Genomic DNA, 26,761 nt, shown 5'->3' with positions numbered 1-26,761 from the left:
CTCAACCTCCCGAAGTATTCAAGCGCAGTGTTTCGAGGAAGCTTTCATCCAATATCCAGATGAAGAAGGGCGCAATATTAACAGCCTGTCCTTCCAAAACCGACTTCACAAAAAAGGCGGTTTTATAGATTTTATTCTCTTTTTTGAAAAACTGATTGATCTCGCTGCCAGGCAGTATCTGAATCTGAGGAACACGCAATTCGATTTGTACACCCAGGGCTTCTGAAATTTCCTTAACCGAAAGGGCCGCAATTACATTTTCTATTTCGGACATGAAACCATGCTTCATCAGCTTGTTTTCAGTACGCTTATCGGATTGAAATTCTTCAGGGAGACATACTGAGTTGATCAAATCAACCTCATGATCCAAAATTACAAAATAGAAAGCCCCTCGCATATCACCTGTAAACATCAATTTGACAAGATGGGCCTTAAACCTTCCAAGCTGATCGAGCTCCGGAATAGTTTCCAGGGTACCTAGGCCATATTCAATATGGTTGGCTTTGATCCTTATACGAAGCATCTTTTCCATTGAAGAAACAGCCTTCTCCAATGCCTGCGTAACAAGCTCAGAAATGATCTCTTGCTGCTCCCTGGTAAGATTGCTCATGTATCACAATGGTATAGGCGTTCCCATAAAGATACTAGACATAATGGCTCGTAAGCAAACGTATTTCCCTCACCAGCACAATATTCCGATATCAGACCATTCAATCAATTCTGCTCAGGATACTCATAACCATAAAGCTCAGTGATCTTCTTCTTGGGCATCATGCCTACTTCCATGGTTATATAGCTATTTTGAACCGGCTTATCCATTCTTCCAGTCTTAACCGCGGCAATTTTATCGATAACATCAAGCCCTTCAACAACCCGGCCGAAAACAGTATACTCACGGTCCAAATGAGGAGCCCCACCGAGCGTTGTATATCCATCCAATCTCTCAGGATCAATAGGCATGTCCAGGTCCTCTTCGGACACAGATTCCGCAATAGTTTTACATTTGATCATAAACTGGTTAATACCATCGTAATCCCTATTCTTTTGAAGCTGAATATACTCCTGCATCAAAGTGTCATATTCAGGCATCTCGAAAAGCTTACCTATAGCCTCGGCAAGTTTAGCTCTGTCAGTTGTCAATTCATCTTCGTCATAAACTTTGCCCTGAACAATGTAAAATTGAACTGCCGATGATTTTTTCTCCGGATTCATATTATCTCCCTGTCTGGCAGCGGCGAGGGATCCTTTGGTATGCCAAAAACCTTCAACAATCTCAGCAGGAATCCGATCTTCGGGTTTTTCCCTCGTGCCCTCCTTCGCATTAACATCACCTCCCTGAATCATGAAACCTTCAATCACTCTATGCCAGGTGGTACTATCGTATTTTCCCTCACTTGCCAACTCCAAAAAGTTCTTCTTATGTAAAGGCGTTTCATCATAAAGAATCAACTTCATATCTCCATATTCAGTATGGATAGTTACAATGTAATCCTTGTTTTTATCACATGCTGTCAGTGCTAAAGTCAATACCGTTAATATCAGGAACAGTCTCTTCATTACTTTATTTTTTCAATTGCTTTTTTATATCAGATAAAATATGATCACCGCCTGCTGCCAGTAGCTGCTCTGCCAACATAACCCCAATTTCTTCCGGGTCTGGCCCTTCCAACGATCTCACAATGCGGGTTTGGCCATCTAAACTGACGATCCCGCCATCTATTTTTATGTTTTCTCCTTGATTATGCGCTAAAGCAAAAACCGGGATACTACATCCCCCTTCTAACTTTTTCAAAAAGGCTCTCTCTGCCAACAGTCTTTTTTCGGTTTCGGGATGATTAATAAGTTCACGGACTTTTGATCTCTTTTCTTCAGAAACAGAAACATGGGATTCAATGGCAACAGAACCCTGACCAACCGCCGGAGTAAATTCATCCAGGGAAAGTGTTTTCTTGATCATTTCATGATAGCCCATGCGATGTACTCCTGCAAATGCCAGCAATAACCCGTCACAAAGTCCATCACGCATTTTTTGAATGCGTGTTTGGAGATTTCCCCTTACTTCAACTGTACGTACATTGGGATAAAAATGCTTCAGCGTGGCAATCCTTCTCGTAGAAGAGGTTCCGAGGACAATTTCCTTGCTTAAATCTATTTCCCGATCAGAGACAATCACATCATTGACCTCTTCTCTTTCCGAAAACGCAATCAAATCAAACCCTTCTGCCAGGGAGGATTGCATATCTTTTGCAGAGTGAACAGCTATATCAATCTCACCGTTTGCCAGTTTTTCCTCAAGCTCTTCTGTAAAAACACCTTTGCTGCCAATCTTCGCAATAGAGACATCCAGTACCATATCCCCCTTGGTTTCCATCAACACCAATTCGGTTTTCAGCCCTCCATTTTGTAATTTTTCTGCAACATATTCCGCTTGCCAAAGTGCCAGCTTACTTTTTCTTGTTCCGATTCTGATGGTGTCCATTATGCTGCCTTTTTAGAAAGAAGTTGTGATATGGTCAGTGATAAATTCATGAAAGTGATTCGTGCATTGGAGTTTCTTGACAAATTCCCAAGAGCAGCACTAATTTCAAAATAGGTATATTCTAAAGCCTCAAAACTTACGGCACTTCCAAACTTCATAATAAAATCCTTTTCTGCTCCCTCACGATGTACCAGCCCCTCATCACCAGCCTGAGCAACTATTGATTCTCGTATCAACGTCAAAGCAAACTCCAGCGTATTGCGCTGATCGGGTTTCGAGCTTTTAGCAAAATCCTCGCTTCTGGTTGCCAACGCAGTAAAGTCCCTTCTCAGGCATTGTCTCATCCAGTCCTGAAAGTCCTGGTAAGCCAGTTCTCCTGCTGATTCAAGTTCTTTAAGTGCCTTCCCAATACTTCCCGTTGCCATGCGACTTACCTGGCGAGCCTTTTCAGCTTCAGCCTGATGTTTTTCTATGAGATAGTTCGCTACTTCCTCATCATTTAGCGGAGGGATGGAAAAAAGTTGTACCCTTGATTTGATGGTAGCCAGCAAGCGCTCATAGGCATAGCTGACCAGCAGATAGATCGTCTGGGTTGGTGGTTCCTCCAAAATTTTCAGAATACCATTTGCTGCATTTGGGTGCATATACTCAGGACACCAAATGATCACAATCTTAAAATCACCTTCAAAGGATTTCATACTCACCGTTTTAATGATTCGACGGCTCTCCTCCTTGGTGATGATCATATTCTTATTGTCGAAACCATTCAAAGCAACCCAGGAACCAAGCCCCCCGAAAGGATTATTGGTGGCAAATGTCCTCCAGTTCTTTTGTGTTTCGGCGTGATGTTTATCGATATCTGTTTGCTTCGAAAAGGTCAACTTGGGAAAGAAGAAATGCACATCCGGGTGAATAAACTTCTTCATTTTTTGACAATTGGCACATGTTCCGCAAGAATCCTCAGGCTGCTTGTTTTCGCAAAGCAGAAACGTTGTAAAAGCCAAAGCCATAGGCAGAGCCCCTCCTCCTTCTACGCCATTGAACAGTTGAGCATGCGCAATATGATTGTTCTCATAAGAAGAGATCAGAGAATGCTTAATGTCCTTTAATCCGGGAATTTCTGCGAACTGCATGTTTAATATTCGATGCTATCTTACCTAATAAGAAAGGTGCTCAAAGATATAGGTTAGGATGGCTTTATCTTCAGGGCTCAAAGACAAATTTCTCCGCATCATAACGCGTTCTGCTGTTTCAAAGGTTTTATCTATCTGGTAAACTTCCGCGCCCCGCTGACCACCCCAGGTAAATGATGGAAGAAAATTACCCGGAAAGCCTGCTGCAAACACATTTGCGCAAACTCCTACGGTAGTACCCGTGTTAAAGTTGGTGCCGATTGCAGATTTGGAATGATCACCCATCACAAGGCCGCAAAACTGTAGGCCCGTAGATTGTAGTCTTTCGGTTTCATAATCCCACATTCTTACGGGACCATAATTATTTTTGAGATTAGAGGTATTCGTCCCGGCACCAAGGTTACACCATTCTCCAAGGATTGAATTTCCAATAAATCCATCATGTGATTTATTTGAGTAGCCTATAAAAATGCTATTGGAGACCTCTCCTCCGACTTTTGAAAAAGGTCCAATAGTGCTATCTCCCCGAACCTTGGTCCCCATACTAACTACGGAGCCTTCACATAAAGCAAAAGGCCCCCGAATCAGACTACCCTCAGAAATCACTGCATCCTTTCCAATATAAATCGGGCCGTCCTCCGCATTGAGAATACTTGCCCTAATCGTAACCCCTTCTTCCAGGAATATATTTTCTCGCCCATATACAATGGTATGAGGATCGGAGATGTCAGCCGATTGGCGCCCTTGAGTTAATAGATCATAATCTTTTCTAATCTCCGCACCATTTAGCAGAAATAAATCCCAAGATTTATTGATAGTGATGAGATCCTCATCATGCACAATGCTCATACTTCTATTAGCATCTTCACGCCTTTCCCCTCTAAATGCGATCAATTGATCATCAAATTCCAGAGAATGCCCTTGCTGTAGGTTTTTGAGTGATTCCAGAAAATGTACATCAGGTAAACACCGTGCATTCACCCAAAGCGTGTCCCTGGAAGTACTACCGATAACACCAAATTTATCTTTTAGGTAGCTTTCAGTATCTACTTCCACAGATGCCTCCGGAAGATACATCCTCCATTTCTCTGCAATGGTAAGAATTCCAAGCCTAAGTGAAGATATTGGCCTGGTGAGGGTGAGCGGATACAAACGAATCCGATCTACCGGATCATCAAATAATATCAGATGCATGCGGCAAAAATAAAAAAAGTCTTCAGGAGTTCTCCCGAAGACTTTTCACAATAAGATTTATTAATAAAGGGATTAACCTTTTCTGTATTTCTTGTTGAATTTCTCCACTCTACCAGCAGTATCCAAGAAGATTTTCTTACCTGTATAGAATGGGTGAGACGCCGAGCTAACCTCAATCTTGATCAAAGGATACTCATTACCATCCTCCCACTTGATAGTTTCATCACTTGTCATAGTAGATTTGGTCAAGAACTTGAAGTCACTTGTGGTGTCCAAGAATACTACTTCTTTATAATCTGGATGTATGTCCTTTCTCATAATATTGTCTTTCTTTAAAAAGGACTGCAAAGATAGGATAAAAAGTAGGATATTCAAAAGCACCTTTTTTAATATTTTTGAGTCTGTGAGGTACTTTTTTCTATTCGTCTTTTCTATTTGGGTGTTTTCGAGCAAAGCTCAGGATACCGACCTCCCATTAAACACCTACTCGTACGGGTTATTTTCAGATTGGGACATTCAGGCTGAAAGCAATTATTTCACTACGGTTAAGCCTATTTCCAGAAGGCAGTTGGCCAAAGGAATATTGGCTAAAAAGGCCTTGAATGATGAATCAGATAGCTTTGAACTGGGATATGCCAGTCTTGAAAGTCGGGAATATCTTGACAGTGTACCACCTAATTCCCCCGCGCTTTGGGGTCAACTGTATGAATATCATTCTGATTTCTATTCCCATTCTTCGAAAGATTTCGACCTGCATGTGAATCCGGTCATTGTTTTTGAAGGGGGAAAAGAAAACCGGACAAAAGATTTACTCTTTCAAAACTATAGAGGACTTGAAATCCGAGGAACCATTGATGAAAAGGTCTCTTTTTATACCCTTCTGAACGAAAATCAGGCTAGATATCCACATTATGTTCGCAATGTCACTGATAGCACACTCGGAGTACCATACGAAGGGTTCTGGAAGCAATACAATGTCACCGGTATAGATTTCCTTAGAGCGCAGGGGTTCATAAATTTTGATATCAGCAGACATATCAATGCTCAATTTGGTTATGGCAACCACTTTATTGGAAATGGTCGCCGATCACTGATATTATCGGATTTCGGAAATAACTATCCATATCTACGACTACAAACGAAAATTTGGAAGTTTCAATACACCAATATTTTTGCCCAATTAACAGCAGAAACTGCAGGGGGGAGCTTTGGGCTACTTGGCACAGGTTCCTTTCCGAGAAAATACCTCGCGCTTCACCATCTGGATCTAAGTGTCAGTGACAAACTTAATATTGGACTGTTTGAATCGGTCATATTCGGAAGGCCTGATTCTCTAGGTAATGGATACCGATTAGAATATTTGAATCCAGTCATATTCTACCGGGCCCTGGAACAACAGGATGGCAGCTCAGACAATGCTATTATTGGTTTGGATTTTAAATGGAATCCTCTTCGCCGTATTTCATTGTACGGCCAACTGGTCATCGACGAGTTGATCATCAGCAAAGCATTGTCAGGAGACGGCTATTGGGAAAACAAACAAGGCTTTCAGCTCGGGATCAAATATCCGGACGCCTTTGGGATCAAAACGCTTCACTTACAGGCAGAATGGAATCAGGTTCGCCCATATACATACGCTCATCAAAATAATTACACCTCCTACAGCCATTATAATTTGCCACTAGCTCATCCACTTGGTGCCAACTTTAAGGAGGTTTTGTTTGTGGCCAACTATCGACCGATCGATCGCTTGGAAATCGAAAGTCAATTCCTCCTGGCTCAGTATGGAAATGACTTTGACAGTCTGAGTTATGGAAAGAACATCCTAAAATCCTATGGACTCAAAACCGGAGAAATAAATATTGATCTATTACAAGGAAATAAGACCAATCTTGTACTGTTTCAAACACGTGCCTCTTACCAATGCTATCATAACCTCTTCATAGATCTTCTGTTTATATATCGAAAAGAGCGATTTGCTCTAGGCCTTCAAGACTTTCAATCTCAAATATTTACGGCTGGTATCCGTTATAACTTTGGCTGGCGTGATTACATTTTTTAATCACAACCAATCTTAAATTTCGGAATTGGGGTCTGGGCAGAATGCTAATTTTCTATAACTTTTCGGCTCCCATAGATATAGCAATGAAAAAGTTTAAACTCATTTTTTACCCCATTTATGTTCTGGCGATGCTCGTGGTGCTTTATTACAGTATCGACATATTGGCCAATATGGATGCCTACAAAGAAAAGGTACCTATTCACATGGTCTTTAAAGATATTCCGGTTTATGCCTTGAGCATTTATATTCTTTTAAGCCTGATCATGGTGGTGGAATTAGTTGCAGAAAACCTGCATATAATCAAATTGAAAAAGCGTGCTGAAACTGCTGAGAAAGAGGTGCTTACTTTAAAAGCCAAACTCTACGATGAATCTACTTCCGCCCTTTCAGCTCCAGCTGAGGAAGAGGAAACCGAAGAAGATCAAGACGATAATAATGACGATCCGGAGGGCTACGTCTAAGTCAAATCAATAACAACTTTTGTTCCGTTATTCAGGAAATTAATATCTTCGGCCCATGCTAGCAAAAACTCATGGAAGTGCCGTTTATGGAGTAAATGCGCATACTATCACCGTTGAGGTGAATGTTGGACAGGGAGCAAAATTCTTCCTGGTCGGTTTGCCTGATTCGGCCATAAAAGAAAGTGAACAACGGATCGAGTCTGCGATAAAACATCTCGGATATCGGATGCCCCGTCAAAAGGTTGTCGTCAACCTAGCACCTGCAGATATTCGAAAGGAAGGGTCATCTTACGACCTGCCTATTGCTTTAGGCATTTTACAAGCATCTGACCAGGTCGAATTCCCGGAATTAGATCAATATGTTATTATGGGGGAGTTAGCACTTGATGGAACACTACGACCCATCAAAGGTTCATTACCCATTGCCATTGAGGCTCGAAAAAAAGGATTCAAAGGATTCATTCTTCCAAAAGAAAATGCCTCCGAAGCAGCCATCGTTGACAACCTGGAGATTATTGGTGTCGAAAGCATACAACAAGCCATTGCCCATTTGAATGGAGATCAACCAATCAAGCCTGTCAGTTTTGATACACGTGATGTTTTCCAGAATGAGGCCTATGATTTCGAAACGGACTTTGCAGACGTTCAGGGGCAGGAAAATATCAAGCGCGCCATGGAAATCGCAGCAGCAGGGGGTCACAATGTGATCATGATCGGTCCTCCGGGTGCCGGGAAAACCATGTTGGCCAAAAGACTGCCTTCCATCTTGCCTCCTCTTAGTCTCCATGAAGCGCTGGAAACCACCAAAATTCACTCGGTGGCAGGAAAGTTAGGAGAACATGGAAAGTTAATCGCCACCCGCCCATTTAGATCTCCACATCACACCATCAGTGACGTAGCCCTGGTTGGTGGGGGTGGCATTCCACAACCTGGCGAAATATCATTGGCCAACAATGGTGTATTATTCCTTGACGAGTTGCCTGAGTTCAAGCGCACAGTACTGGAAGTCATGCGTCAACCGCTTGAAGAAAGAAGAGTCACTATTTCAAGGGCTAAAGTTTCCATTGACTACCCGGCAAATTTTATGTTGATCGCCAGCATGAATCCTTGTCCATGTGGATACTATAATCATCCGGAAAAAGAATGTGTCTGCGGTCCGGGCATTGTGCAGCGGTATCTTAACAAAGTAAGTGGGCCTCTGCTGGATCGTATAGATCTGCATGTGGAAGTAACGCCTGTTTCGTTTGATCAGATGACTGCCGACAGAAAGGCTGAATCCAGCGAGAACATCCGAGAAAGAGTAATCAAAGCACGGGAAATACAAAAGAGACGTTTCGACGGCCACGCAGAAATCCATAATAATGCCATGATGGGTGCCGCTCAGGCCAAAGAAGTCTGCAAAATCAATGATGCAGGTAAGGTTCTTCTTAAAACAGCTATGGAAAAGCTGGGGCTATCTGCCCGAGCCTATGATCGAATTTTAAAAGTCTCCAGAACAATTGCCGATTTGGCCGAATCCGAAGAAATCAAAATCGAACATCTTGCCGAGGCCATACAGTATAGAAGTTTAGATCGCGAGGGTTGGGCCGGTTGATAGCATTTGCTGGTTATCTTTATCTATGACATTGGCCATTCAGCGACCAACTTTACTTATTGATGAAGCAATTTGCCGTTCCAACATTCAAAGAATGAAGGAACGGGCCGATTCGGCGGGAATTATATTTCGACCTCATTTTAAAACACATCAATCCGCTCAAATTGGAGCCTGGTTTCGTGAGGCAGGGGTGGAAAAAATTACCGTCTCCTCTGTGGAAATGGCCCAGTATTTCTCTCAGCACGGTTGGTATGACATTACCATTGCCTTTCCCTATAATCCACTGGAAGCAAGTGCCATTGACCTACTGGCCCGGGATATCAAATTGGGTATTCTTATAGAATCCGAAGGAGCACTGGCCCACGCAGCAAAGCACCTATCCTCACCAATTCATTATTGGATAAAAATAGATGTGGGAACCGGCCGTACAGGAATAGATGAACGACATTTTGAGATGCTTTCCAAACTGAGGAAAAGCTCAAACTCAAATCATCATTGCGCTGGTGTACTGGCACATGCTGGCCATACTTATCAGCAGTTGGATATGAATTCAGTTCGAAAGATTTTTGAAGAAAGCCTTCGGCTATTGAATGCAGCCAGGGAAATGATCGGGGGTGATATTCTGCTTTCATACGGCGACACACCAACTTGTTCCTTTCTTACTGATTGGACTGGGGTTGATGAGATGCGTCCGGGCAATTTTGTTTTCTACGATACGATGCAATATGATTTTGGGTCTTGCTCCGTGGAAAACATTGCGGTTTGTATGGTATGCCCAGTCGTAGCCATTCATCAAGATAGAAATGAAGCAGTCATTTATGGAGGGGCAGTTCATTTCAGCAAAGATTTCATAGATAGGGAGGAAGGCAAATACGGTATTCTTGTAAAACTCACTGACAATACCTGGGAAAAACAGCCATCAGGTGGATTAATCCGTCTTTCACAGGAACATGGCATTATTTCTGGTGATCCAGATTATATTCGTTCGCTTCGCATAGGAGATTTGGTAGGCATACTCCCTATTCACTCGTGTCTTACAGCTGATCTTCAGGGTTCGTATCTATCTTTGAGCGGAAATGTAATTGCTAAAATGACTAAAGTCTGAATATGAAAAGACTGTTCGCTGGCTGCCTTTTATCCCTTTCGGTCTTGTTCGTGCAGGCCCAAACAGGTGATTCATTAGATATCATGATCGGGCAAATGATCATGATCGGGATCGGCGATTTTAATATCCCCGACAGAACTGAACCCATTTACTATGCGCTGGAACAGGGATATGCTGGGGGTATCATTCTTTTCGAAAAAAATATTTCAAACAGTAACCCCCGTCAGAACCTTAAAACGATCATTGCTGACGCTCAGGATAAATCTCCCATCCCTCTTTTTGTAAGTGTAGACGAGGAAGGGGGACGGGTCACTCGGCTTAAGACCAAATATGGATTTCCCAAAACAGTTACTGCTCAGTACTTAGGAAGAGTTGATAATCTGGACAGTACTCAATACTACGTCCGTCAAACAGCATCTACATTAAAAGCCCTTGGGTTCAATCTCAACTATGCGCCATCAGTAGATGTTAACATCAATCCACAGAATCCTATCATCGGGAGAATTGGAAGATCCTATTCTTCCGATTATCTAGGGGTGGTCAAACATGCAGGGGAAGTTGTTAAAATTCATAAAGAGTATGGAGTTGCCACTGCCTTGAAGCATTTTCCCGGACATGGAAGCTCCAAAAGTGATACCCATTTAGGAGTTGCAGATGTGACGGACACCTGGAACATTGAAGAAATATATCCTTATAAAATGCTTATTGACTCCGGGAATGTGACCATGATTATGACTGCTCACATTGTCAATGGTATTATTGACGAACAAAAACTTCCCGGTACACTTTCCTACAAAGTAGTAACCGAGCTGCTGAGAAATATCCTGGGATATAATGGGGTCGTGATCTCAGACGATATGCAAATGGGAGCAATAAGAAAGGAATTTGGAATTGGAAAGGCCCTTGAGCTCAGTATCAATGCGGGAGTAGATATTGTAATGTTCGCCAATAATGTTCCCGGATCTGAAATGGTCTCCGCAGGGGAAATTCACAAAATCATTAAGGCCAAAGTAACGAATAATCAAATTTCCGTTAGTCGCATTCAAGAGTCCTATCAAAGAATCATGAATCTCAAAAGAGATTTAGGCCTTCTTCCAGAATCGGAAAATTAGATAGACGGTTCTCGTAAACGGACATTTTCTATTATCTTCATCGCATGATCCAATATAATCCTAAAACTTGGTTCTCTCTCATCTTCGATTTTTACAGTCGCTATGTGATGAGAGTCCTCTTCCCCTTAATTCTTTTTATAGGGGTATTTACCACCGTCCTTTGCTTTTTGATCATTGATGTGCTTGGCTGGCATTATGCCGGAGCAATCGGTTTTCACTCAATTCTGGGGGTAATTTTAGGTTTATTTCTTGTGCTAAGAACCAATACTGCATACGACAGATGGTGGGAAGGTAGAAAATTATGGGGTCAACTGGTGAATGATAGTAGGCAACTCGCTGTAAAACTTGCCAGTCTGATACCAAAGGAAGAAGAAGAAGATCGCATTTTTTTCCGCCGAATGATTCCTAACGTTGCTTTTGCAATAAAAGAACATCTTAGAGATAGTATCCTCATCGGTGAAATGGATACCATCAACGATGAGATCAAAAATACGATCATAAAAAGTAAGCACCGACCTAACTGCATCAACAGGCTCATTTATCAAAGAGTTGTCGGACTCGCTAAGAAGGGAATCATCACCCAGGAGCAGCTGATCGTGTTGGATAAAGAAATCAAAGGATTTACAGATATTGTGGGAGCATGTGAAAGGATCAAATCCACCCCCATTCCCTATTCATATAGCATGTTCATCAAAAAATTCCTTTTCATTTATTCGATCACCTTGCCTTTCAGTTTCATGTGGGAGTTTGAATACTGGTGTGCTCCGGTAGTGATGCTCGCATTCTATTTCCTCATCAGTATAGAATTAATCGCAGAAGAAATTGAGGATCCTTTTGGCAACGATATTAACGACCTTCCACTGGACGAAATCAGCTACAAGATCAAGAGCAATGTATCTGAAATTATGAGCTAATCTTAAGATTTAAGCCTCTCAATTAAGATATCCGAAGCTGTCTGGTAAAAATTGCCTAAAAATTCGTGTTGGCTTTTGGAACGGAGCAAAGCACTTGATCGTAAGATTGCGCCTGTCCATATGTCATTTTCATACCATTCCATCCCCGGCTCAAGATCAGGCAAAGAATGAATATCTACATGCGGCTTGGATCGAATGTAAAAAAATGGTTCTTTAATGGCCTCAGATCTAATTGAAACCCCGGTAACGAGATTGGAATTAGTTTCAGATTCCCCTGTTTCCTTGACCAAAATAGTCATGGCCTGATCAAACCTTTTTGGCCAGGACCTGATCGTTACATCCTCCAAACCCAAATGATGATCACCCAGATCCTTAAGGGTGAGGTACGTATTATGAAAGTACTTTGACAGCTCTTTCATTTGAGCTTGGTCTATTGAAAAGGGGGCCTTTTGAAAGGTAGGAAAGTCCGGTAGTTGGTAGGGCAAATTCATAGTAAGATCCGAGGCATCTAGCTCAAGCTTACCAATTTGCTCTTCAAGCCATAAAAGAATCTGACTTTGTGTTTGTTCCTGAAGACATAAGGAAGAGATAGTATTTACCTTTCCATCAACCAGATAAATACTAAAGTCCTCAAAACTAATGGAAGCACGAAAGAGCATTTTCCCTTCTACCCAATTACTCGCCAGCCTTTTCAGACCGGGTACCCATGTTAACACTGCGGCGGTTTCATTGACACCTTCATTGGAAAATTTTCGTCCGACAGCAGATACAAACTGGATAGCATGATGAAATTGGTCCCTCGTGCTATTAAATACGGCTAAATCTAATGGTGTAAAATCAGTCCAATCGGATTGGTTCATATATTAGCCGCCTAATAAAATGTCATTAGGTTCGAAGAACGATTAATGCTCGTACTTCTTGATCACTTTCTTCAAGGCGTCCCTGTTAGAGGTGATTGAAGGGTCACTGAAAATTCTGGAAGATAGCGCAGAGATAACACTTCTCTTGAATCCCAATTTTTCTGCTAATTCCTCGCAGTATTTGATTTCACTCAAATAAACCTGGCTATCGATTTTCATTAATTGAACGATGTTGTATAGATATTCAAATCTATCATCGGAGGTCATGGTAGACAGTGGAGGGATCGGCTCCGGATTTTTTACCAAATCCATAATTTCACTTTCTGCAACACCATTAGCTTTTCCAATCATCAGAATCATCATCTTTTCTTCTCCGGCGAACTCACCATCTATATTTGCTAATTGTATTAACGTACTTAATTGGGATCTAATACTCATGATTATCTGGTTTTAAATATTATTCAAGGTACAATTGTTTCGGATGAAATTAATCATATTTCTATTCTTTTCGGAATGTCATTGATATGAATTATTGCAAGGGCCCTCTTTTACTTATCAATCTGACCTCATATAGCTTCCGGCATTGATATCAAAGGTGGCTCCGGTAGAATGATCTGCCATCCCGCTTGCAATAAAAGTAACTAGTGGGGCCAGGTCTTTTGGCTCTGTCATGCGCTCTAGTGAAACATCGTTTTGAGTAGCCTCCTCGCCATACTTATCTATAAAGTCTCTGGCCATATCAGTCCTGACAAAACCCGGAGCAACCACGAATGCCTTAACTCCGTCTTTTCCATAGGCCGAGGCAATGGATTTTGTAAGTGCCACAAGTCCCGCTTTACTCGCTGCATAGGCCATATAGTCGGCGCGCTCCCCTTTAAAAGCTGCTCGAGAACTAATGTTTATTATTCTTCCGGAAGACTTCTTTTTTAGGAAATGCTCCACTGCCTTCTTACAAAGTACTGCCGCAGAAGTTAAATTCACCTGCATCGTTTCATTCCATGCCTTTGTCCAGTCATCCTCAGAACTCATAATTCCTACAGGTGTAGCTACTCCGGCATTATTGATAAGTACCTCTACACTCCCCATTTCCAGCACCACTCTTTCGAAAAGTTTTCCTGCCTCCTCGGGCTTAGATAAGTCCGCCTGAAACGGCCTGGATTCATTCCCAATGATATGACATAAATTCTCAGCCTCACGTACATTCTTATTGTAATGAACAGCGATCGTGGCACCTGCCTCGGCAAGTTTGGTTGCCAGAGCTTTGCCTATTCCCCTACTGGCACCAGTAATGAGTATATTTAGTCCGGATAAGTTGATGTACATCTGTCAATATTTATCAAGCCATGAAATTAGTGAAAGATCGAAAGAGCTCCACCTAACATGAAAACATTTTACTAAAATCGTCTGTTGATTAAATTGATTGAAGGAACCGCCGATGGTTGTTTTTTGATATCCAGATTCAAAAAATTATTATCTTAGTCACTCCTCCAGCATTTATTCAAAGATTAACTCTTTTTGAAATTTCTTTATGGGCGTACTTATACCGCTAATTTTAATAACCATCTGTTGTCTTGTAATTTGGAGGGCCGGAGATGGATTTATGACGGCCTCTGAATATATAGGCCGAAATCTGTCTGATGGCGTAAGGGGAGCAACAATCAATGCTATTGCCAGCTCCATGCCTGAAGTGTTTACCTCCTTTTTCTTTCTGTTCATCATGAAGGACGCAGAGGGTTTTTCCGGAGGAATCGGAACAACTGCTGGTTCAGCAATATTTAATAGTATGGTTATTCCGGCCGTTGTAATTTTGGCAGTGATCGGTTCCGGAGTGGCAAAAAACATTACTATTTCCAGAAAAGTGATGTACCGCGATGGTATTTCACTCCTGATCGCAGAATTTATTTTTATCATCCTAATAAGCGGAGCAAGCCTCCATTGGTATCATGGCTTTTTGTTAATGATGGTCTATGTCGTATACATCATTTACATGTTTTGGTCAATGGACAGAAGTGAGCGAGAGCATATGCTGACCGAAAGTCATATCAGCGAAGAGGACTTTGAGGATGAAGAAAGAGCTCATAAGCCCTTTTTGTTGGGTCTGATAACTTTGGATTTAGAACGTGTTTTTATTGGCAAGAAAGAAATCAGTCCTGTTAGTGCCTGGTCTCTGTTGGTCTCTGCAACCGTTTCTATAGCAATGGTTTGTTACTTATTAGTCCTTGCCTGCGAATGGATTGGCAGTGAAACCTACGAAGTTCCATATTTGGGACAGTTTGACGGCCTTGATATTCCGGTCATGTTCGTTGCATTGATATTAGCCTCCGCGGCTTCAAGTTTTCCAGACACGATTATATCAATCAAGGATGCACAAAATGGGAAATACGACGATGCGATTTCAAATGCATTAGGAAGTAATATCTTCGATATCTGTTTCGCCTTAGGTTTTCCTCTTTTTGTTTTTACGCTGGCTTATGGGCCCATCGGAATGCCTGAAGATATGGTGAAACTGAGCAGTGAGCTACGTTTTCTGCTTTGGTTATTAACCGCTTGTGTCTTGATACTGTTTGTAAGCGGCAAAACCATGGGCCGGGGTAAAGGTGTATTCCTTCTTTGTTTTTATTTCGGTTTTGTGCTTTATGTTGTGGGTCGAGGATCAGGAAATGCCCTTGCTCAGAGTATCGCCGATTGGCTCGTTTCTGTAGTGAACTTTTTCAGCTTGAGCTAAAATGTTTCGACATTCACAAACAAAGCCTGTCTTAGGGTTGTGTCTCGAACTGATAATTTCTTAATTTAGCGATTCAAACGAATACACTCATGGAAATTACTAATCCTGCCGTTACTGAAGGCGTCAATCTTTTCGTAAATATTGTAATCGGACTTATTGCCTTCGCAGTGGCACTTTCTTTGATCGATGCTAAAAAAAGCGCTGAGGAAGAATAATACTGGTTCGTGAGAAAGCGCTACGTCATTGGCGATATTCACGGCTGTCTAAAAACATTCCTACAACTTATTGAGGAAATTCAGCCTGATCACTCAGATCGGGTCATTCTTCTTGGGGACTATATCTCAAAAGGCCCTGAACCCCTCCTTGTTCTTGAAGCTATCAAAGAACTTGAATCTAAGACTAACCTCATTGCGCTAAGGGGTAATCACGACCAATTTCTGCTCGATTATTATTCTTCCCCCACGACTGAATTGGAAGATCAGCTCATTGAGCAGGGCAATGAAGAATTATTAGCCCTAGATGCTCCGGAAAAGAACAAATTATTTAAACTCGTTTCCGGCTTTCCATTATGGCATGAGGATAATGAGAATATTTATGTTCATGCGGGTTTAAATTTTGATCACCCAAACCCCTTCCAGGATACCTTTAGCCTATTGAACATTCGCCAAATGAACTATCGGCCAACGTTGGTCAATGGAAAAAGGATTATTCATGGGCATGTGCCAGAACATTTAGATACAATAGTCGATGCTATCGCTTCAGAAGAGCGTATAGTAGGGCTGGACAACGGGTGTGTCTATAAAAACACGCCGCAACTAGGTAATCTGGTTTGTCTCGATCTTTTTGAAAACAGGATAATAACCGTCGCCAATGTGGACGATTATACGTGATCCTTTTTGTGATTGCTCACCTTTTCATTAGGAATAATGATTGGGCAAACGATAGCTAAAACAAAAAGAAAAATAATGATTCCGAGCATTAACATAGTTACAGCGTGTTTTTTGGCAAAGATAATTTGAGGGTTAAAATATCCTACTGTTTTTTTCTTAATTATACGACCCCCTGGGAAATCATGGCATCAGCAACTTTAACGAAGCCTGCAATATTTGCCCCCTTAACATAATCCACATAGGAAGCATTTTCACGTCCATAAGATTCACAATTCTTATGAATATTCTTCATGATCATTTTCAAACGATAATCCACCTCATCTCGTGTCCAGCTAAGTCTTTGAGCATTCTGTGACATTTCAAGACCAGATGTTGCCACACCACCCGCATTTGAGGCTTTTCCAGGCGTGAATAATAGTTTCTTCGAACGAATGAGCGTCAGGGCGTCTTCAGTCGTTGGCATGTTAGCTCCCTCAAACACCCCAATACAGCCATTACCAATAAGCGTTTTGACATCCTCTTCATTTAATTCATTCTGTGTGGCACAAGGATAGGCCATATCTACTTTGACCCCCCATGGTCTTTTTCCTTCAAGAAATTCTGCGGATTTGAACTTATCAGTGTATTCAGATATTCGCCCGCGTTTTACATTTTTCAGTTCTTTGATGAATTCAAGTTTTTCCTCATTGATGCCGTCCTTATCGTATATCGTTCCTCCTGAGTCTGAAACCGTCACAGGCTTCGCGCCCAATTCAATGAGTTTCTCTATAGTGTATTGAGCCACATTCCCACTTCCCGACACCGCACAAACTTTGTCCTTGAGACCATCAGAATGTGTTTCAAGCACCTCATTACTAAAATAGACCACGCCATATCCTGTGGCTTCAGTTCTAATCAAACTTCCTCCATAGGGAATGCCCTTTCCTGTAAGCACACCGGTGAATTCATTCCTGATCTTTTTATACTGTCCATACAAAAACCCAATTTCTCTGGCACCTACACCAATATCACCCGCCGGGATATCCGTAACGTCACCAATATGCTTGCACAACTCTGTCATAAAGCTTTGGCAAAAACGCATTACCTCATTATCTGTTTTTCCTTTAGGGTTAAAGTCGCTTCCCCCTTTACCTCCGCCTAGAGGAAGTGTGGTCAGGCTATTTTTAAAGACCTGCTCAAATGCAAGAAATTTAAGAATTGAGAGGTTTACAGACGGATGGAACCTCAACCCTCCTTTATAAGGGCCAATGGCTGAGTTCATCTGGACCCTATAGCCCCTGTTAATTTGTATTTCTCCCTGGTCATCCACCCAGGGAACTCTAAACATTAATACCCGTTCTGGCTCACAGATTCGCTCCAATACTTTTGCCTTCCCATACTTTGGGTTATCGATCGTAAATGGAACTATTGATTCTGCCACTTCTCTGACAGCCTGTAAAAACTCCGGTTCATGAGAGTTTCTCACAACAATTGACGACATAAAATCATCAATCAACTTATCCGTATTAGACATACTTGTAGGGGTTAAATAAATGTTGCTTTCTAAGAAAGTTAAATATTTTTCGCGTTAGGTGCTAAGTGCTTGAAAATAAAGATTTTAAAATATTTACCTAAAGCTTTAGTAACATCTGTTATTTATTATTGGTATAGAAAACCACCACAAGAAAATATGGAATCAATAACTATCGACTCGATGATTATCACGAGAGTGAAATCTTTGAGCAAAAATCAAAAGAACGAAGTGCTGGATTATCTGGAATCCCTCCCTAAGTACACGCACAGCACAAGAAATTACCGACGAAAAGGATTAAAGCAAATTAGAGAAGCGCTTAAGGATATATAAATCAATCTTCAGAGAGGACAATAATTTTATCTTCATCAGAAAGGGTGAATAGATCACTCTTTTTTGGATTTACATATACACCGTAGCCTTTTGCTGCGTTTTTGGATTCTTTCACGACTCTATATCCGATAGCTACTTCATTTTTTCGAGCTGCAGATTCAAGTACCGTGTAGAAATGCATTGGTTCACCACACTTAATATATTCCCGAGCTGGCTTTATATAAATTTCTGAGCCATCGGCATCAAAAAGATCCTCGAAAACCCTCATTAAGAATTTATTTTCAGAAACCTGACTCATCAACAAACTGATCAGCTTGTCACTTACGATAAAGTCATCCGCACTTGTGATATCAGCTAGTTGCCTGTTTCTGATATCCAGCATTTCACTTACAATTTTATATTTTTCCCCATTTCTCTCGGTGAAATTTCTGAGGTGAAGCAAGGTGATAAGCGTTTGAGCATCCGCCTCCTGAATTGGGAAATAGTTTTGATAGCACAACAAAATGATGTAATTGTACTTACCAAGATGCATGCTTTCAAGGGTTTCACGATCTGTGGTATCCAGAACCTCGAATTCAATGGTAACATTTTTTAGGTCGGATCTTAGCTTGTTGATTGTTTTCTCAGCATCGCCAAATTTTGAAACCACTTTTACATGTGACCCAGGCGGAGTGTAATAATCCAATTCCTGAATGATGTATCGAGCTCGGTCATTCCATCCGGCAATTAGAATATTTTCGCTTTCCAGAACTTCAGGTTCTGTGTACACTATTTGATTTTCTTCCAGCTCGATTTTTTCGGGTGCGTTCGGTATAATCGTATCATCATCTTCGGTGATACCTATCACCCTGTCACCTTCTTTAAAGATGGTATCCATTGGTGGGTTAACTTCAACAGTATCATCCGCATATTGAATACCCATAATTGCGGTATCCTCATATTCGAAAAGAATTTCACGGAAGGTTTTACCAATTAGAGATTTCTCCTCGCAGAAATAGATTTCATCTCCCCCAAAGTCCATTAGTTCAATGTACACAACACTAAGACCTGACTGCCTTGATGTCTGGACCATAATCCTTGAAATGATTTCATCAGAAAGGATCAATTCAACCTCATCCTTCCCAACCATTTTACCTACTTCGAAGTTTTTGCGGTTCTCCATCTCCGCAGTAATATGGTATGGTGCTTCTCTTCTTTGCGGATTGGTGACAATGGCCACAATCGTTTTGATAATCTGTGAATCAGAGTTTTCATTATCCTTATCCAGAATGATGATCGACTTGGTGTCAAAAGGGTTGGCTATGTAGAGGTCATGAACATCAATCGGATTTCCCGTTCGGCAAATAACATCCGTGTTTTGAGTATCCCCTACCTTGTCCCGAATTTCATCCTCCATCTCAACCTTATCCATATCAGCCAAAATCACGATGACGCCGCGTTTCTGGTTTTCATTGGCAATTACCAACTCAGAAATAATTGTAAATATTTTGGATGACCATCCCAGAATCAAAACATGGTCTTTCTCTATAACAAATGAACGCCCTTTTCTAAGATCATCGATCTTGTTGAGGATACCATTAGAAACCAAACCAATCAATGTGGATACAATCACCAATCCAAGAATGGTCACAAAGAACATGAATAATCTGAAAGGCCAGTTGTCTTCGTGGTTACCCACTACCCCTGGATCCAGAACGTGAATAGTATTCACCCAAATTGATTCCCAAAAGCTAAATTTTGTATCCGAATCAGGATGTACTCCCACAGAAAAGAGGATACCTGCAAAAAGCATTATTACTATCAGTGTGATAGCACCAAGACCAGAGATCATGGCCATGGTTCCCTTAGAAACGAAATTATCAAACTGGTACTTAAGTTTTGAGATGAATGAGAATTTGCCGCTCATTAGGTGTTTTTAAAGGTTCCGAAAAGGTACGCAAAACTAATTCAATTTCTAAATTATGGTCGTACAGACAAATGACAATATTATTTCTTCAATCAGAATAGAATTGTTTGCTAATAGTCAGACAGTTAAGAAATATAGTTGTCCCTCCATTTGCTCATTGAATTGTCAATAATTGTGGATTAGAACCCGGGCCTTTTCTTTTCGAGCAAACAATATTTTTAAAATTAGGGCCTTCATCAATCCTTTCTTTGCGAATTTTGCGTTACCTTATTAAAAACCTACTCTATTTGCTATGGACTTCAAAGACCTCCACATATTGGTTGTGGACGATCATACTTTGTTTAGAAAGGGTATGATCATGCTTCTCCAAACCTATCCGGGGATTGGAAAAATTATGGAAGCCGAAAATGGTCAGGCTGCTTTAGATCTATTAAAATCTACACCCGTAGATGTTGTGCTTTTAGATATTGACATGCCTGTCCTGGATGGTAAATCTGCTGCGCGCAAGATTGTTTCTCGCTTTCCTGATGTAAAAATAATTATGGTTTCCATGCACGACAGCATAAGTGTGGTTGCTGAATTAATAGAAATAGGCGTGCATAGCTACCTCATCAAAAACGCGAAACCTGATGAAGTTTTTACGGCACTGCGATTTGTCATCAATAATGATTTCTACTATAGTCAAATTGTCTCCAAGTCCATTTCATCAAACAATCAGAGGGAGCCAGATCAAAAGTCTAACATTACTAAACGGGAAGCTCAAATTCTCAGACTAATTTGTCAGGAACTGACCATGAAGCAGATTGGTGAAGAACTATTTCTAAGTGAGCAGACTGTGCATACCCATCGTAAAAATCTTCTGAAAAAGACTCAGGCAAAAAACACCGTTGGATTGGTGAAATTTGCGGTTCAGAACCAAATCGTCAGTTTTTAGGGTCTACCCAATTTTGGGTATTTTATGATAAATTTTCATTCATAAACTGCTGGTAATCATAGGCTTAAATTGATCAGAAGTCATCCTGATTAAAAACTCCAAATATTTTTCAGTTAATGGCCTAACTTGATGTTGCCATTTGTTTAATGGTACCTTATAGGTTGATGGTTATAAAGACCGGCTATAGTTTCTCTGTATCCGGTCTTTTAATTTTTGCGTCAGTTTAAAAACTCATAGATCCCTGCTACCCCTTGTCCTCCGCCAACACATGCGGTCACCATTCCAAACTTATTCTTGCGCCTTCGCATTTCATTAAAGAGGGAAATGCTCAATTTCGCTCCGGTACAACCTAATGGATGACCCAGTGCTATGGCACCTCCATTTACATTAAGCTTATCGGTATCCAAATCCAATTCTCTAATTACCGCTAGCGATTGAGCCGCGAATGCTTCATTGAGTTCCACAAGATCAAGATCGCTTTGTTTGAGTCCCGCCTGTTTGAGTGCTTTCGGAACTGCTTCGACCGGACCAATTCCCATAATTCGCGGGTTTACCCCGGCGGCCGCATAGCTTATCATACGTGCTATTGGTTGAAGATTATACTCTTTCACCATTTTCTCAGACATCACCATCACAAAGGCTGCTCCGTCTGAGGTAGGAGATGAGTTACCCGCAGTAACCTGTCCACCATTTTTGAATGCAGGCCTCAGGCCGGCCAGGCCTTCCATATTGGTTTCAGGTCGCACACATTCATCGGTCTCAACCACAAAACTCTTCTTCGCCCGTTTCCCGTCTTTTACAAAGACTTCTTCTACTTCAATAGGAACAATTTCATCTTTGAACTTGCCTTCAACAATGGCTTTTGCAGCTTTCTGATGTGAATGCACAGCAAATTCGTCTGCATCTTCCTTAGATATTTTAAAGTCCCTGGCAATCTCTTCGGCTGTCAAGCCCATGTTGAGATAGTATTCTGGGTTTTTATCTGCTATTTTCCAGTTGAGAGCCGTTTTGTATCCGAGCATCGGTACAAGTGACATAGATTCTGTACCGCCCGCTATAATACAATCAGCAGTGCCGGAGTGTATGCGTGCGCACGCCAAATGAATAGCTTCCAATCCAGAGCCGCAATACCTGTTAATGATCATTCCAGGAACTTCAATCGGTAAAGAAAGCAATGAAATCATTCTTCCCATTTGCATCCCCTGCTCTGCTTCGGGAATGGCATTACCTACAATCAGGTCATCCACCCTTTTGGCATCGAAGCCGTTAATTGAGCCGACCAAATGTTTAATCACATCTGCTGCGAGATCATCCGGTCTATAAAAACGGAAACCGCCTTTTTTGGCGCGTCCAACCGCTGATCTATACCCTGCTACTATATATGCATTCATCTTTAAGTTTGTTTTAATTAGAAATAAATCAATTCTTAATTCCTAAGTGGTTTACCCTGGAATAAGATACTCTGAATTCGCTCCAGCGTCTTTTGCTCTCCGCAAAGACTCAAAAAGGCCTCCCTTTCGAGATCCAATAAATATTGCTCAGATACAAGGGCCGGGGCACTTAGTTCTCCTCCATTCATAACCCATGAAAGCTTCTTCGCAATCTTTGCGTCGTGTTCTGATATATACGAGCCATACTGCATTCCGGCTATCCCAGCTTCAAACATTGCCATTCCTGCTCTTCCCTGTACTTTGATATCCTGCCTCATGGCCGGCTGAGTGTATCCGGCTTCTGCCAATTCTATGACTCTCTGCTTGGCTTCTGCAAGAAGCCTGTTTCTGTTTAAGGTTATTCGATCAGATGCCTTCAAAATATCCATCCCTCTAGCCTCCTCTGCTGAGGTGGCGACTTTTGCCGTGGCTATATTCATAAAATAATCCTGAAGGGTGTTGAACTCAGGATCATTTGATGGACGATACTGATCCGCTGCGCGGAGAGTCATCTCCTTAGTGCCCCCACCTCCCGGGATCAGCCCCACACCAAATTCCACCAACCCGATATAGGTTTCGGCATGTGCCTGTATGGCATCACAGTGTAGAGAAAGCTCACAACCACCACCAAGGGCCATTCCCGACGGGGCAGCTACCACAGGAATTGTAGAAAATCGTGCCCTTGTCATTGTGGACTGAAACTGGCGGATCATGAGGTCGATTTCATCAAATTCCTGATCGACGGCAAACATGAAGAGCATGGCCAGATTGGCTCCAGCCGAAAAATTAGCCGATTCGTTACCAATCACTACTCCGCGAAAATCCTTTTCCGCCATATTAATGGCTGTGTTTACTCCTTCTATGACCTCCCCTCCAATGGAATTCATCTTGGTATGAAACTCGACATTCAAAACACCATCGCCAATATCATAGATCGTGGTTCCGGCATTCGACCAGACAACCTTATTTTCTTTAAAAGCATCCAGGAATATAAATCCTTCTGTACCCGGAATCGGTTTGTAAGTTTTTGATGGAATGTCATAAAAGCATTTCTGCCCCTTTTCATACTTGTAAAATGAGGTGTTGCCGTCCTGAATCATCTCCTCCACCCATTGGGCCGGTGCAAAATCCAGCTCCTTCATTTTCGTTAGGCAATTTTCAACTCCCATGGCATCCCATGTAGCAAACGGACCAAGTTCCCAACCAAAACCCGCAGCCACAGCCTGATCGATTCGATAAAGCTCGTCCGCAATTTCCGGTATTCTGAAGGTGCAGTACCTAAACAAATCAAAAAAGGAGTGCCGATAAAAATCCCCTTCACGACCAGATGAGGCAATGGCCAATTGCAGTCTTTTTTTCAGATTTTCCTCATTCTTGGTGCTATCAAGAATATCAAGCTTAATCTTTTCCTTCTTCTTGTATTCAAAGGTTTTAAGGTCCAGTTCCAAAATTTCCTTCTTACCATCTTCAACTACCTTTTTATAATACCCTTGTTTGGTTTTATCTCCCCACCATTTTCGATCGTACAATTCCTGAATAATAGTAGGTAGCTTAAAAACATCACGTGATTCATCCTTGGGTAAACCCTCATATAATCCCTGGGCTACTTTTACCGCTGTATCAAGTCCCACTACATCAAGCGTACGGAAAGTTGCTGACTTCTGACGACCAATGACCGGCCCGGTTAGTTTGTCTACTTCATTGACAGAAAGACCCATTTTCTCAATGGTATGCATACCCGACATGATGGCGTAAATACCAATTCGGTTAGCGATAAATGCAGGAGTGTCTTTGCAAAGGACAGTTTCCTTACCCAGATACAAATCACCATAACGCATGAAAAAATCGATAACATCCTTATCTGTTTTGGTGGTCGGAATTATCTCCAACAGTCGCAGATATCTGGGAGGATTGAAAAAGTGGGTCCCACAAAAGTGCTTTTGAAAATCCTCGCTTCTTCCCTGGATCATCAAATGAATGGGGATACCTGAGGTATTTGAAGAGATCAGTGTTCCAGGTTTTCTAAATTCTTCGACTTGTGCAAACAGGCTTTTTTTGATTTCTAAATTTTCGACGATGGCCTCCAATACCCAATCGACCTCTTTAATTCTGGCCAAATCATCATCAAAATTTCCAGTTTGAATCAAAGAGGCACTTGATGGATCGTATAGTGCAGCCGGTTTGGCCTTCAAGGTCTGAGTTAAAGCCTCATTTACAAATTTGTTTTTCACCAAAGTGCTATCCAGCGAAAGTCCCTTTTCTTTCTCACTATCGTTAAGTTCTTTGGGGGATATATCCAGAAGCAAAACCTCTAAGCCAATATTCGCAAAATGACAGGCTATTCTGGATCCCATGATTCCTGAACCAAGTACTGCGACCTTTCTGATCTTTCGTTTCATAAATAATTCACTCTTGGGTTATATGATGTTTTTTTATTTGCTTTTTGGAACCTCTTCCATGAAGCTGTTCGCCATCTGATCAATTAAATCCTTATTTTCTATCAGTTGAGTAACTGTCTGGGCTACCTCCAGGAAAATCTTGATCTTATCCTCCGAAACGAGATTCCTCATTCGATTGTTAAATTCCCTCACCGCTTGTCTTGAAAACTCCCTCTTTTGCTGACCCAACTCTGTTAGAAAAATTCTTACTGAACGACCATCAGTTGGGTCAGGCTCACGATAAATCCATTTCTTTTCTTCCATTGATTTAAGCATTCGGGTCAGAGACCTTGCTTCCATTCCCATCAATGGTGCTATTTTGGTAGCCGGGGTGCCTTTCTCAACATCAATGTTTAGAAGGACAAATCCCGTTGATGCCGTGACGTCAAATTTTTGTCCGTATTGATTATATAGTCTTGAAATAGCGTGCCAGGCTACTTTTATATTATAATCGATCGTTTCTTCTCTCTTCATATATAATAGGCTTACTCCAAATATAGTGATTTTTGTTATGCATGCATACTATTTTTGGTGGGATGCGATTCACTTTTTAGCCAATTAGATTCTAGCTTTGAATTAAATGAGAAATGATAGGCTGAAACCCATTCCACGTGAATTCTATTCCGCTTCTACAGGTGTACTCTTCGCGCATTGTATAGAATGCGATAAGAACTTATTAGATGGTGATACTGAATACCTAATTGAAAAGGCGGTTAAGAATTATCCCGGCTACGATGCCCAGGATACTATTTTCGATTACGCCATTTGCTTATCATGTGCCCATCAAATGCACAGCAAAATGTCCGCAGAATCCCTAAATAAGATTCAAGATTATTTCAATGAGAATATTGATTTCGCTCATAAACAGCAATTAATGGAGCAAGGCCAAGCTGAAATGATGACTCAAACATGTATGATAAAAGGCACTCCTCGTGACGGATCATCGGAATTTCAACTTTATGCCCACTGTAAGGGCAACCAACTTGTTATGGGTAATCCCCCTTACATGATTAGTGGCGAAGCAATGGAAGAAATTATTGAATTGCTTTCTGAATCAACCAAAGATGAGCTCGGTGGATTTTTCAATAAGCACTTTAGTCCTGATCCCGATCTGTTCGAAAACCCAACACCAAAACGACTAATCCTGGTCTAATTAATTTGGTTCTGGAAGGAAGTTCAAGAAGGCCGGGTTAATTTCCTTCGAATTTATAACCATCTTTAATTCTCGGTCCTTAAATCTGGCAAGCGTCATCTTACGAATTAATCTGATCAGATTAATGGCATGCTGTTTCACTTTGCTTACCGAGCTGTCTTGATTCGTAGTATTAGCTGCAAACCATTCGATCAAGCTGATAGTGCTGGATGCAGAACAAAAATGCTTTTTTAATGCCATAGCCATTCCGATGTCTCCATATAAGACGCAATACTTGAAAAAATTAGCGTCCCATATTTTGAGCTTAACCACAGGTCCTTTGGATTTGTCCCCGATTTCAAAAATACGTCTATCAGGAAAGATCATTTTAACATAGCCCTGATCAAAATGTTGAATCACATTAATAAATCTAAATTCCCATTTCGATTTTATAGGTACGGGCAAGGTGTGTTTTGACATCATTTCTAGTTGAGCTAATTATGGATGACTTACGCATGCCAACAACACTTTGGATTTCTATTGTCTCAT

General features: G+C 41.4%; 27 protein-coding genes. 12 read left to right on the top strand and 15 right to left on the bottom strand.

Annotation, left to right across the window (positions count from 1 at the left end):
* Position 1: 1 nt before the first annotated feature.
* The 6 genes from NXR94_RS02380 to NXR94_RS02355 form a co-directional block, all read right to left on the bottom strand.
* Positions 2-610, bottom strand: coding sequence for a hypothetical protein (locus tag NXR94_RS02380; protein ID WP_258102965.1), 609 nt, complete (start codon positions 608-610; stop codon positions 2-4).
* A 104-nt stretch (positions 611-714) separates the two neighbouring features.
* On the bottom strand, positions 715-1,557 hold the full coding sequence (locus NXR94_RS02375) for a peptidylprolyl isomerase (RefSeq protein ID WP_258102964.1): 843 nt from the start codon (positions 1,555-1,557) through the stop codon (positions 715-717).
* A gap of 4 nt (positions 1,558-1,561) precedes the next feature.
* Positions 1,562-2,479, bottom strand: a complete 918-nt coding sequence (hemC, locus tag NXR94_RS02370; RefSeq protein ID WP_258102963.1) for a hydroxymethylbilane synthase — start codon at positions 2,477-2,479, stop codon at positions 1,562-1,564.
* Positions 2,479-3,612: a DNA polymerase III subunit delta gene (locus NXR94_RS02365; protein WP_258102962.1), complete on the bottom strand. Its 1,134-nt coding sequence runs from the start codon at positions 3,610-3,612 to the stop codon at positions 2,479-2,481. Before NXR94_RS02365 ends, hemC begins: the two co-directional genes overlap by 1 nt.
* A gap of 24 nt (positions 3,613-3,636) precedes the next feature.
* On the bottom strand, positions 3,637-4,806 hold the full coding sequence (locus NXR94_RS02360) for a GlmU family protein (RefSeq protein ID WP_258102961.1): 1,170 nt from the start codon (positions 4,804-4,806) through the stop codon (positions 3,637-3,639).
* 72 nt (positions 4,807-4,878) lie between these two features.
* Positions 4,879-5,124, bottom strand: a complete 246-nt coding sequence (locus NXR94_RS02355; RefSeq protein ID WP_258102960.1) for a type B 50S ribosomal protein L31 — start codon at positions 5,122-5,124, stop codon at positions 4,879-4,881.
* 85 nt (positions 5,125-5,209) lie between these two features.
* Between NXR94_RS02355 and NXR94_RS02350 the strand changes: the two genes are divergently transcribed.
* From NXR94_RS02350 to NXR94_RS02325, 6 genes are all read left to right on the top strand, one after another.
* On the top strand, positions 5,210-6,868 hold the full coding sequence (locus NXR94_RS02350; RefSeq protein ID WP_258102959.1) for a capsule assembly Wzi family protein: 1,659 nt from the start codon (positions 5,210-5,212) through the stop codon (positions 6,866-6,868).
* Positions 6,869-6,951: 83 nt separating this feature from the next.
* Positions 6,952-7,329 carry a hypothetical protein gene (locus tag NXR94_RS02345; RefSeq protein ID WP_258102958.1) on the top strand — a complete coding sequence of 126 codons (378 nt, stop codon included), beginning with the start codon at positions 6,952-6,954 and terminating at the stop codon, positions 7,327-7,329.
* Positions 7,330-7,384: 55 nt separating this feature from the next.
* A complete protein-coding gene (locus tag NXR94_RS02340; protein WP_258102957.1) occupies positions 7,385-8,923 on the top strand; it encodes a YifB family Mg chelatase-like AAA ATPase in 1,539 nt (512 codons plus the stop codon).
* A gap of 25 nt (positions 8,924-8,948) precedes the next feature.
* Complete coding sequence (locus NXR94_RS02335) at positions 8,949-10,028, top strand: alanine racemase (protein ID WP_258102956.1); 1,080 nt, start codon at positions 8,949-8,951, stop codon at positions 10,026-10,028.
* Positions 10,029-10,030: 2 nt separating this feature from the next.
* Positions 10,031-11,140, top strand: a complete 1,110-nt coding sequence (locus NXR94_RS02330) for a glycoside hydrolase family 3 protein (RefSeq protein ID WP_258102955.1) — start codon at positions 10,031-10,033, stop codon at positions 11,138-11,140.
* Between the two features lie 44 nt (positions 11,141-11,184).
* The gene (locus tag NXR94_RS02325) at positions 11,185-12,054 is read left to right on the top strand and encodes a bestrophin family protein (RefSeq protein WP_258102954.1); all 870 of its coding nucleotides are present in this window, start codon (positions 11,185-11,187) and stop codon (positions 12,052-12,054) included.
* Positions 12,055-12,056: 2 nt separating this feature from the next.
* On the opposite strand, the gene NXR94_RS02320 is transcribed toward NXR94_RS02325, so the two are convergent.
* From NXR94_RS02320 to NXR94_RS02310, 3 genes are all read right to left on the bottom strand, one after another.
* A complete protein-coding gene (locus NXR94_RS02320; RefSeq protein WP_258102953.1) occupies positions 12,057-12,914 on the bottom strand; it encodes a hypothetical protein in 858 nt (285 codons plus the stop codon).
* A 42-nt stretch (positions 12,915-12,956) separates the two neighbouring features.
* Positions 12,957-13,352, bottom strand: coding sequence for a TerB family tellurite resistance protein (locus tag NXR94_RS02315; protein ID WP_258102952.1), 396 nt, complete (start codon positions 13,350-13,352; stop codon positions 12,957-12,959).
* Between the two features lie 117 nt (positions 13,353-13,469).
* Entirely contained in the window at positions 13,470-14,237 is a 768-nt protein-coding gene (locus NXR94_RS02310) for an SDR family NAD(P)-dependent oxidoreductase (protein ID WP_258102951.1), read from the bottom strand.
* 205 nt (positions 14,238-14,442) lie between these two features.
* Here NXR94_RS02310 and NXR94_RS02305 point away from each other — a divergent pair, with 205 nt between their 5' ends.
* From NXR94_RS02305 to NXR94_RS02295, 3 genes are all read left to right on the top strand, one after another.
* A complete protein-coding gene (locus tag NXR94_RS02305; RefSeq protein WP_258102950.1) occupies positions 14,443-15,639 on the top strand; it encodes a sodium:calcium antiporter in 1,197 nt (398 codons plus the stop codon).
* An 89-nt stretch (positions 15,640-15,728) separates the two neighbouring features.
* Positions 15,729-15,854: a hypothetical protein gene (locus NXR94_RS02300; RefSeq protein ID WP_258102949.1), complete on the top strand. Its 126-nt coding sequence runs from the start codon at positions 15,729-15,731 to the stop codon at positions 15,852-15,854.
* Positions 15,855-15,863: 9 nt separating this feature from the next.
* On the top strand, positions 15,864-16,529 hold the full coding sequence (locus NXR94_RS02295) for a metallophosphoesterase (protein ID WP_258102948.1): 666 nt from the start codon (positions 15,864-15,866) through the stop codon (positions 16,527-16,529).
* Positions 16,530-16,689: 160 nt separating this feature from the next.
* Here the strand turns inward: NXR94_RS02295 and gdhA are convergent, their stop codons facing one another.
* Positions 16,690-18,042 carry an NADP-specific glutamate dehydrogenase gene (gdhA, locus tag NXR94_RS02290; RefSeq protein ID WP_258102947.1) on the bottom strand — a complete coding sequence of 451 codons (1,353 nt, stop codon included), beginning with the start codon at positions 18,040-18,042 and terminating at the stop codon, positions 16,690-16,692.
* Between the two features lie 156 nt (positions 18,043-18,198).
* Here gdhA and NXR94_RS02285 point away from each other — a divergent pair, with 156 nt between their 5' ends.
* Positions 18,199-18,372 carry a hypothetical protein gene (locus NXR94_RS02285; RefSeq protein WP_258102946.1) on the top strand — a complete coding sequence of 58 codons (174 nt, stop codon included), beginning with the start codon at positions 18,199-18,201 and terminating at the stop codon, positions 18,370-18,372.
* Position 18,373: 1 nt separating this feature from the next.
* Here the strand turns inward: NXR94_RS02285 and NXR94_RS02280 are convergent, their stop codons facing one another.
* On the bottom strand, positions 18,374-20,278 hold the full coding sequence (locus NXR94_RS02280) for an NAD-binding protein (RefSeq protein ID WP_258102945.1): 1,905 nt from the start codon (positions 20,276-20,278) through the stop codon (positions 18,374-18,376).
* A 292-nt stretch (positions 20,279-20,570) separates the two neighbouring features.
* Between NXR94_RS02280 and NXR94_RS02275 the strand changes: the two genes are divergently transcribed.
* Positions 20,571-21,212, top strand: a complete 642-nt coding sequence (locus NXR94_RS02275; RefSeq protein WP_258102943.1) for a response regulator transcription factor — start codon at positions 20,571-20,573, stop codon at positions 21,210-21,212.
* Between the two features lie 218 nt (positions 21,213-21,430).
* On the opposite strand, the gene NXR94_RS02270 is transcribed toward NXR94_RS02275, so the two are convergent.
* From NXR94_RS02270 to NXR94_RS02260, 3 genes are read right to left on the bottom strand one after another with little or no spacing between them, the layout of a single operon-like run.
* Positions 21,431-22,603 (bottom strand): acetyl-CoA C-acyltransferase, encoded by a 1,173-nt coding sequence (locus NXR94_RS02270; protein WP_258102941.1) that lies wholly within the window; start codon positions 22,601-22,603, stop codon positions 21,431-21,433.
* Between the two features lie 35 nt (positions 22,604-22,638).
* The gene (locus NXR94_RS02265) at positions 22,639-25,041 is read right to left on the bottom strand and encodes a 3-hydroxyacyl-CoA dehydrogenase/enoyl-CoA hydratase family protein (protein WP_258102940.1); all 2,403 of its coding nucleotides are present in this window, start codon (positions 25,039-25,041) and stop codon (positions 22,639-22,641) included.
* Between the two features lie 33 nt (positions 25,042-25,074).
* On the bottom strand, positions 25,075-25,554 hold the full coding sequence (locus tag NXR94_RS02260; protein WP_258102939.1) for a MarR family winged helix-turn-helix transcriptional regulator: 480 nt from the start codon (positions 25,552-25,554) through the stop codon (positions 25,075-25,077).
* A 106-nt stretch (positions 25,555-25,660) separates the two neighbouring features.
* Between NXR94_RS02260 and NXR94_RS02255 the strand changes: the two genes are divergently transcribed.
* Entirely contained in the window at positions 25,661-26,233 is a 573-nt protein-coding gene (locus NXR94_RS02255) for a hypothetical protein (RefSeq protein WP_258102937.1), read from the top strand.
* Here the strand turns inward: NXR94_RS02255 and NXR94_RS02250 are convergent, their stop codons facing one another.
* Complete coding sequence (locus NXR94_RS02250) at positions 26,234-26,632, bottom strand: hypothetical protein (protein WP_258102936.1); 399 nt, start codon at positions 26,630-26,632, stop codon at positions 26,234-26,236.
* Between the last annotated feature and the right edge of the window lie 129 nt (positions 26,633-26,761).

It is taken from the genome of Marinoscillum sp. MHG1-6 (assembly GCF_024714475.1).
In the GTDB taxonomy this organism is placed as follows: domain Bacteria; phylum Bacteroidota; class Bacteroidia; order Cytophagales; family Cyclobacteriaceae; genus JAMZMI01.
The sequence above is the reverse complement of the archived record's forward strand: the minus strand, read 5'-3'. Positions and strand labels throughout refer to the sequence as shown.

Excerpts from the sequence above, each read along its gene's own strand:
- NXR94_RS02380 (WP_258102965.1), bottom strand. The coding sequence starts at position 610 with ATGAGCAATCTTACCAGGGAGCAGCAAGAGATCATTTCTGAGCTTGTT.
- NXR94_RS02375 (WP_258102964.1), bottom strand. The coding sequence starts at position 1,557 with ATGAAGAGACTGTTCCTGATATTAACGGTATTGACTTTAGCACTGACA.
- hemC (WP_258102963.1), bottom strand. The coding sequence starts at position 2,479 with ATGGACACCATCAGAATCGGAACAAGAAAAAGTAAGCTGGCACTTTGG.
- NXR94_RS02365 (WP_258102962.1), bottom strand. The coding sequence starts at position 3,612 with ATGCAGTTCGCAGAAATTCCCGGATTAAAGGACATTAAGCATTCTCTG.
- NXR94_RS02360 (WP_258102961.1), bottom strand. The coding sequence starts at position 4,806 with ATGCATCTGATATTATTTGATGATCCGGTAGATCGGATTCGTTTGTAT.
- NXR94_RS02355 (WP_258102960.1), bottom strand. The coding sequence starts at position 5,124 with ATGAGAAAGGACATACATCCAGATTATAAAGAAGTAGTATTCTTGGAC.
- NXR94_RS02345 (WP_258102958.1), top strand. The coding sequence starts at position 6,952 with ATGAAAAAGTTTAAACTCATTTTTTACCCCATTTATGTTCTGGCGATG.
- NXR94_RS02340 (WP_258102957.1), top strand. The coding sequence starts at position 7,385 with ATGCTAGCAAAAACTCATGGAAGTGCCGTTTATGGAGTAAATGCGCAT.
- NXR94_RS02335 (WP_258102956.1), top strand. The coding sequence starts at position 8,949 with ATGACATTGGCCATTCAGCGACCAACTTTACTTATTGATGAAGCAATT.
- NXR94_RS02330 (WP_258102955.1), top strand. The coding sequence starts at position 10,031 with ATGAAAAGACTGTTCGCTGGCTGCCTTTTATCCCTTTCGGTCTTGTTC.
- NXR94_RS02325 (WP_258102954.1), top strand. The coding sequence starts at position 11,185 with ATGATCCAATATAATCCTAAAACTTGGTTCTCTCTCATCTTCGATTTT.
- NXR94_RS02320 (WP_258102953.1), bottom strand. The coding sequence starts at position 12,914 with ATGAACCAATCCGATTGGACTGATTTTACACCATTAGATTTAGCCGTA.
- NXR94_RS02315 (WP_258102952.1), bottom strand. The coding sequence starts at position 13,352 with ATGAGTATTAGATCCCAATTAAGTACGTTAATACAATTAGCAAATATA.
- NXR94_RS02310 (WP_258102951.1), bottom strand. The coding sequence starts at position 14,237 with ATGTACATCAACTTATCCGGACTAAATATACTCATTACTGGTGCCAGT.
- NXR94_RS02305 (WP_258102950.1), top strand. The coding sequence starts at position 14,443 with ATGGGCGTACTTATACCGCTAATTTTAATAACCATCTGTTGTCTTGTA.
- NXR94_RS02300 (WP_258102949.1), top strand. The coding sequence starts at position 15,729 with ATGGAAATTACTAATCCTGCCGTTACTGAAGGCGTCAATCTTTTCGTA.
- gdhA (WP_258102947.1), bottom strand. The coding sequence starts at position 18,042 with ATGTCTAATACGGATAAGTTGATTGATGATTTTATGTCGTCAATTGTT.
- NXR94_RS02285 (WP_258102946.1), top strand. The coding sequence starts at position 18,199 with ATGGAATCAATAACTATCGACTCGATGATTATCACGAGAGTGAAATCT.
- NXR94_RS02280 (WP_258102945.1), bottom strand. The coding sequence starts at position 20,278 with ATGAGCGGCAAATTCTCATTCATCTCAAAACTTAAGTACCAGTTTGAT.
- NXR94_RS02275 (WP_258102943.1), top strand. The coding sequence starts at position 20,571 with ATGGACTTCAAAGACCTCCACATATTGGTTGTGGACGATCATACTTTG.
- NXR94_RS02270 (WP_258102941.1), bottom strand. The coding sequence starts at position 22,603 with ATGAATGCATATATAGTAGCAGGGTATAGATCAGCGGTTGGACGCGCC.
- NXR94_RS02265 (WP_258102940.1), bottom strand. The coding sequence starts at position 25,041 with ATGAAACGAAAGATCAGAAAGGTCGCAGTACTTGGTTCAGGAATCATG.
- NXR94_RS02260 (WP_258102939.1), bottom strand. The coding sequence starts at position 25,554 with ATGAAGAGAGAAGAAACGATCGATTATAATATAAAAGTAGCCTGGCAC.
- NXR94_RS02255 (WP_258102937.1), top strand. The coding sequence starts at position 25,661 with ATGAGAAATGATAGGCTGAAACCCATTCCACGTGAATTCTATTCCGCT.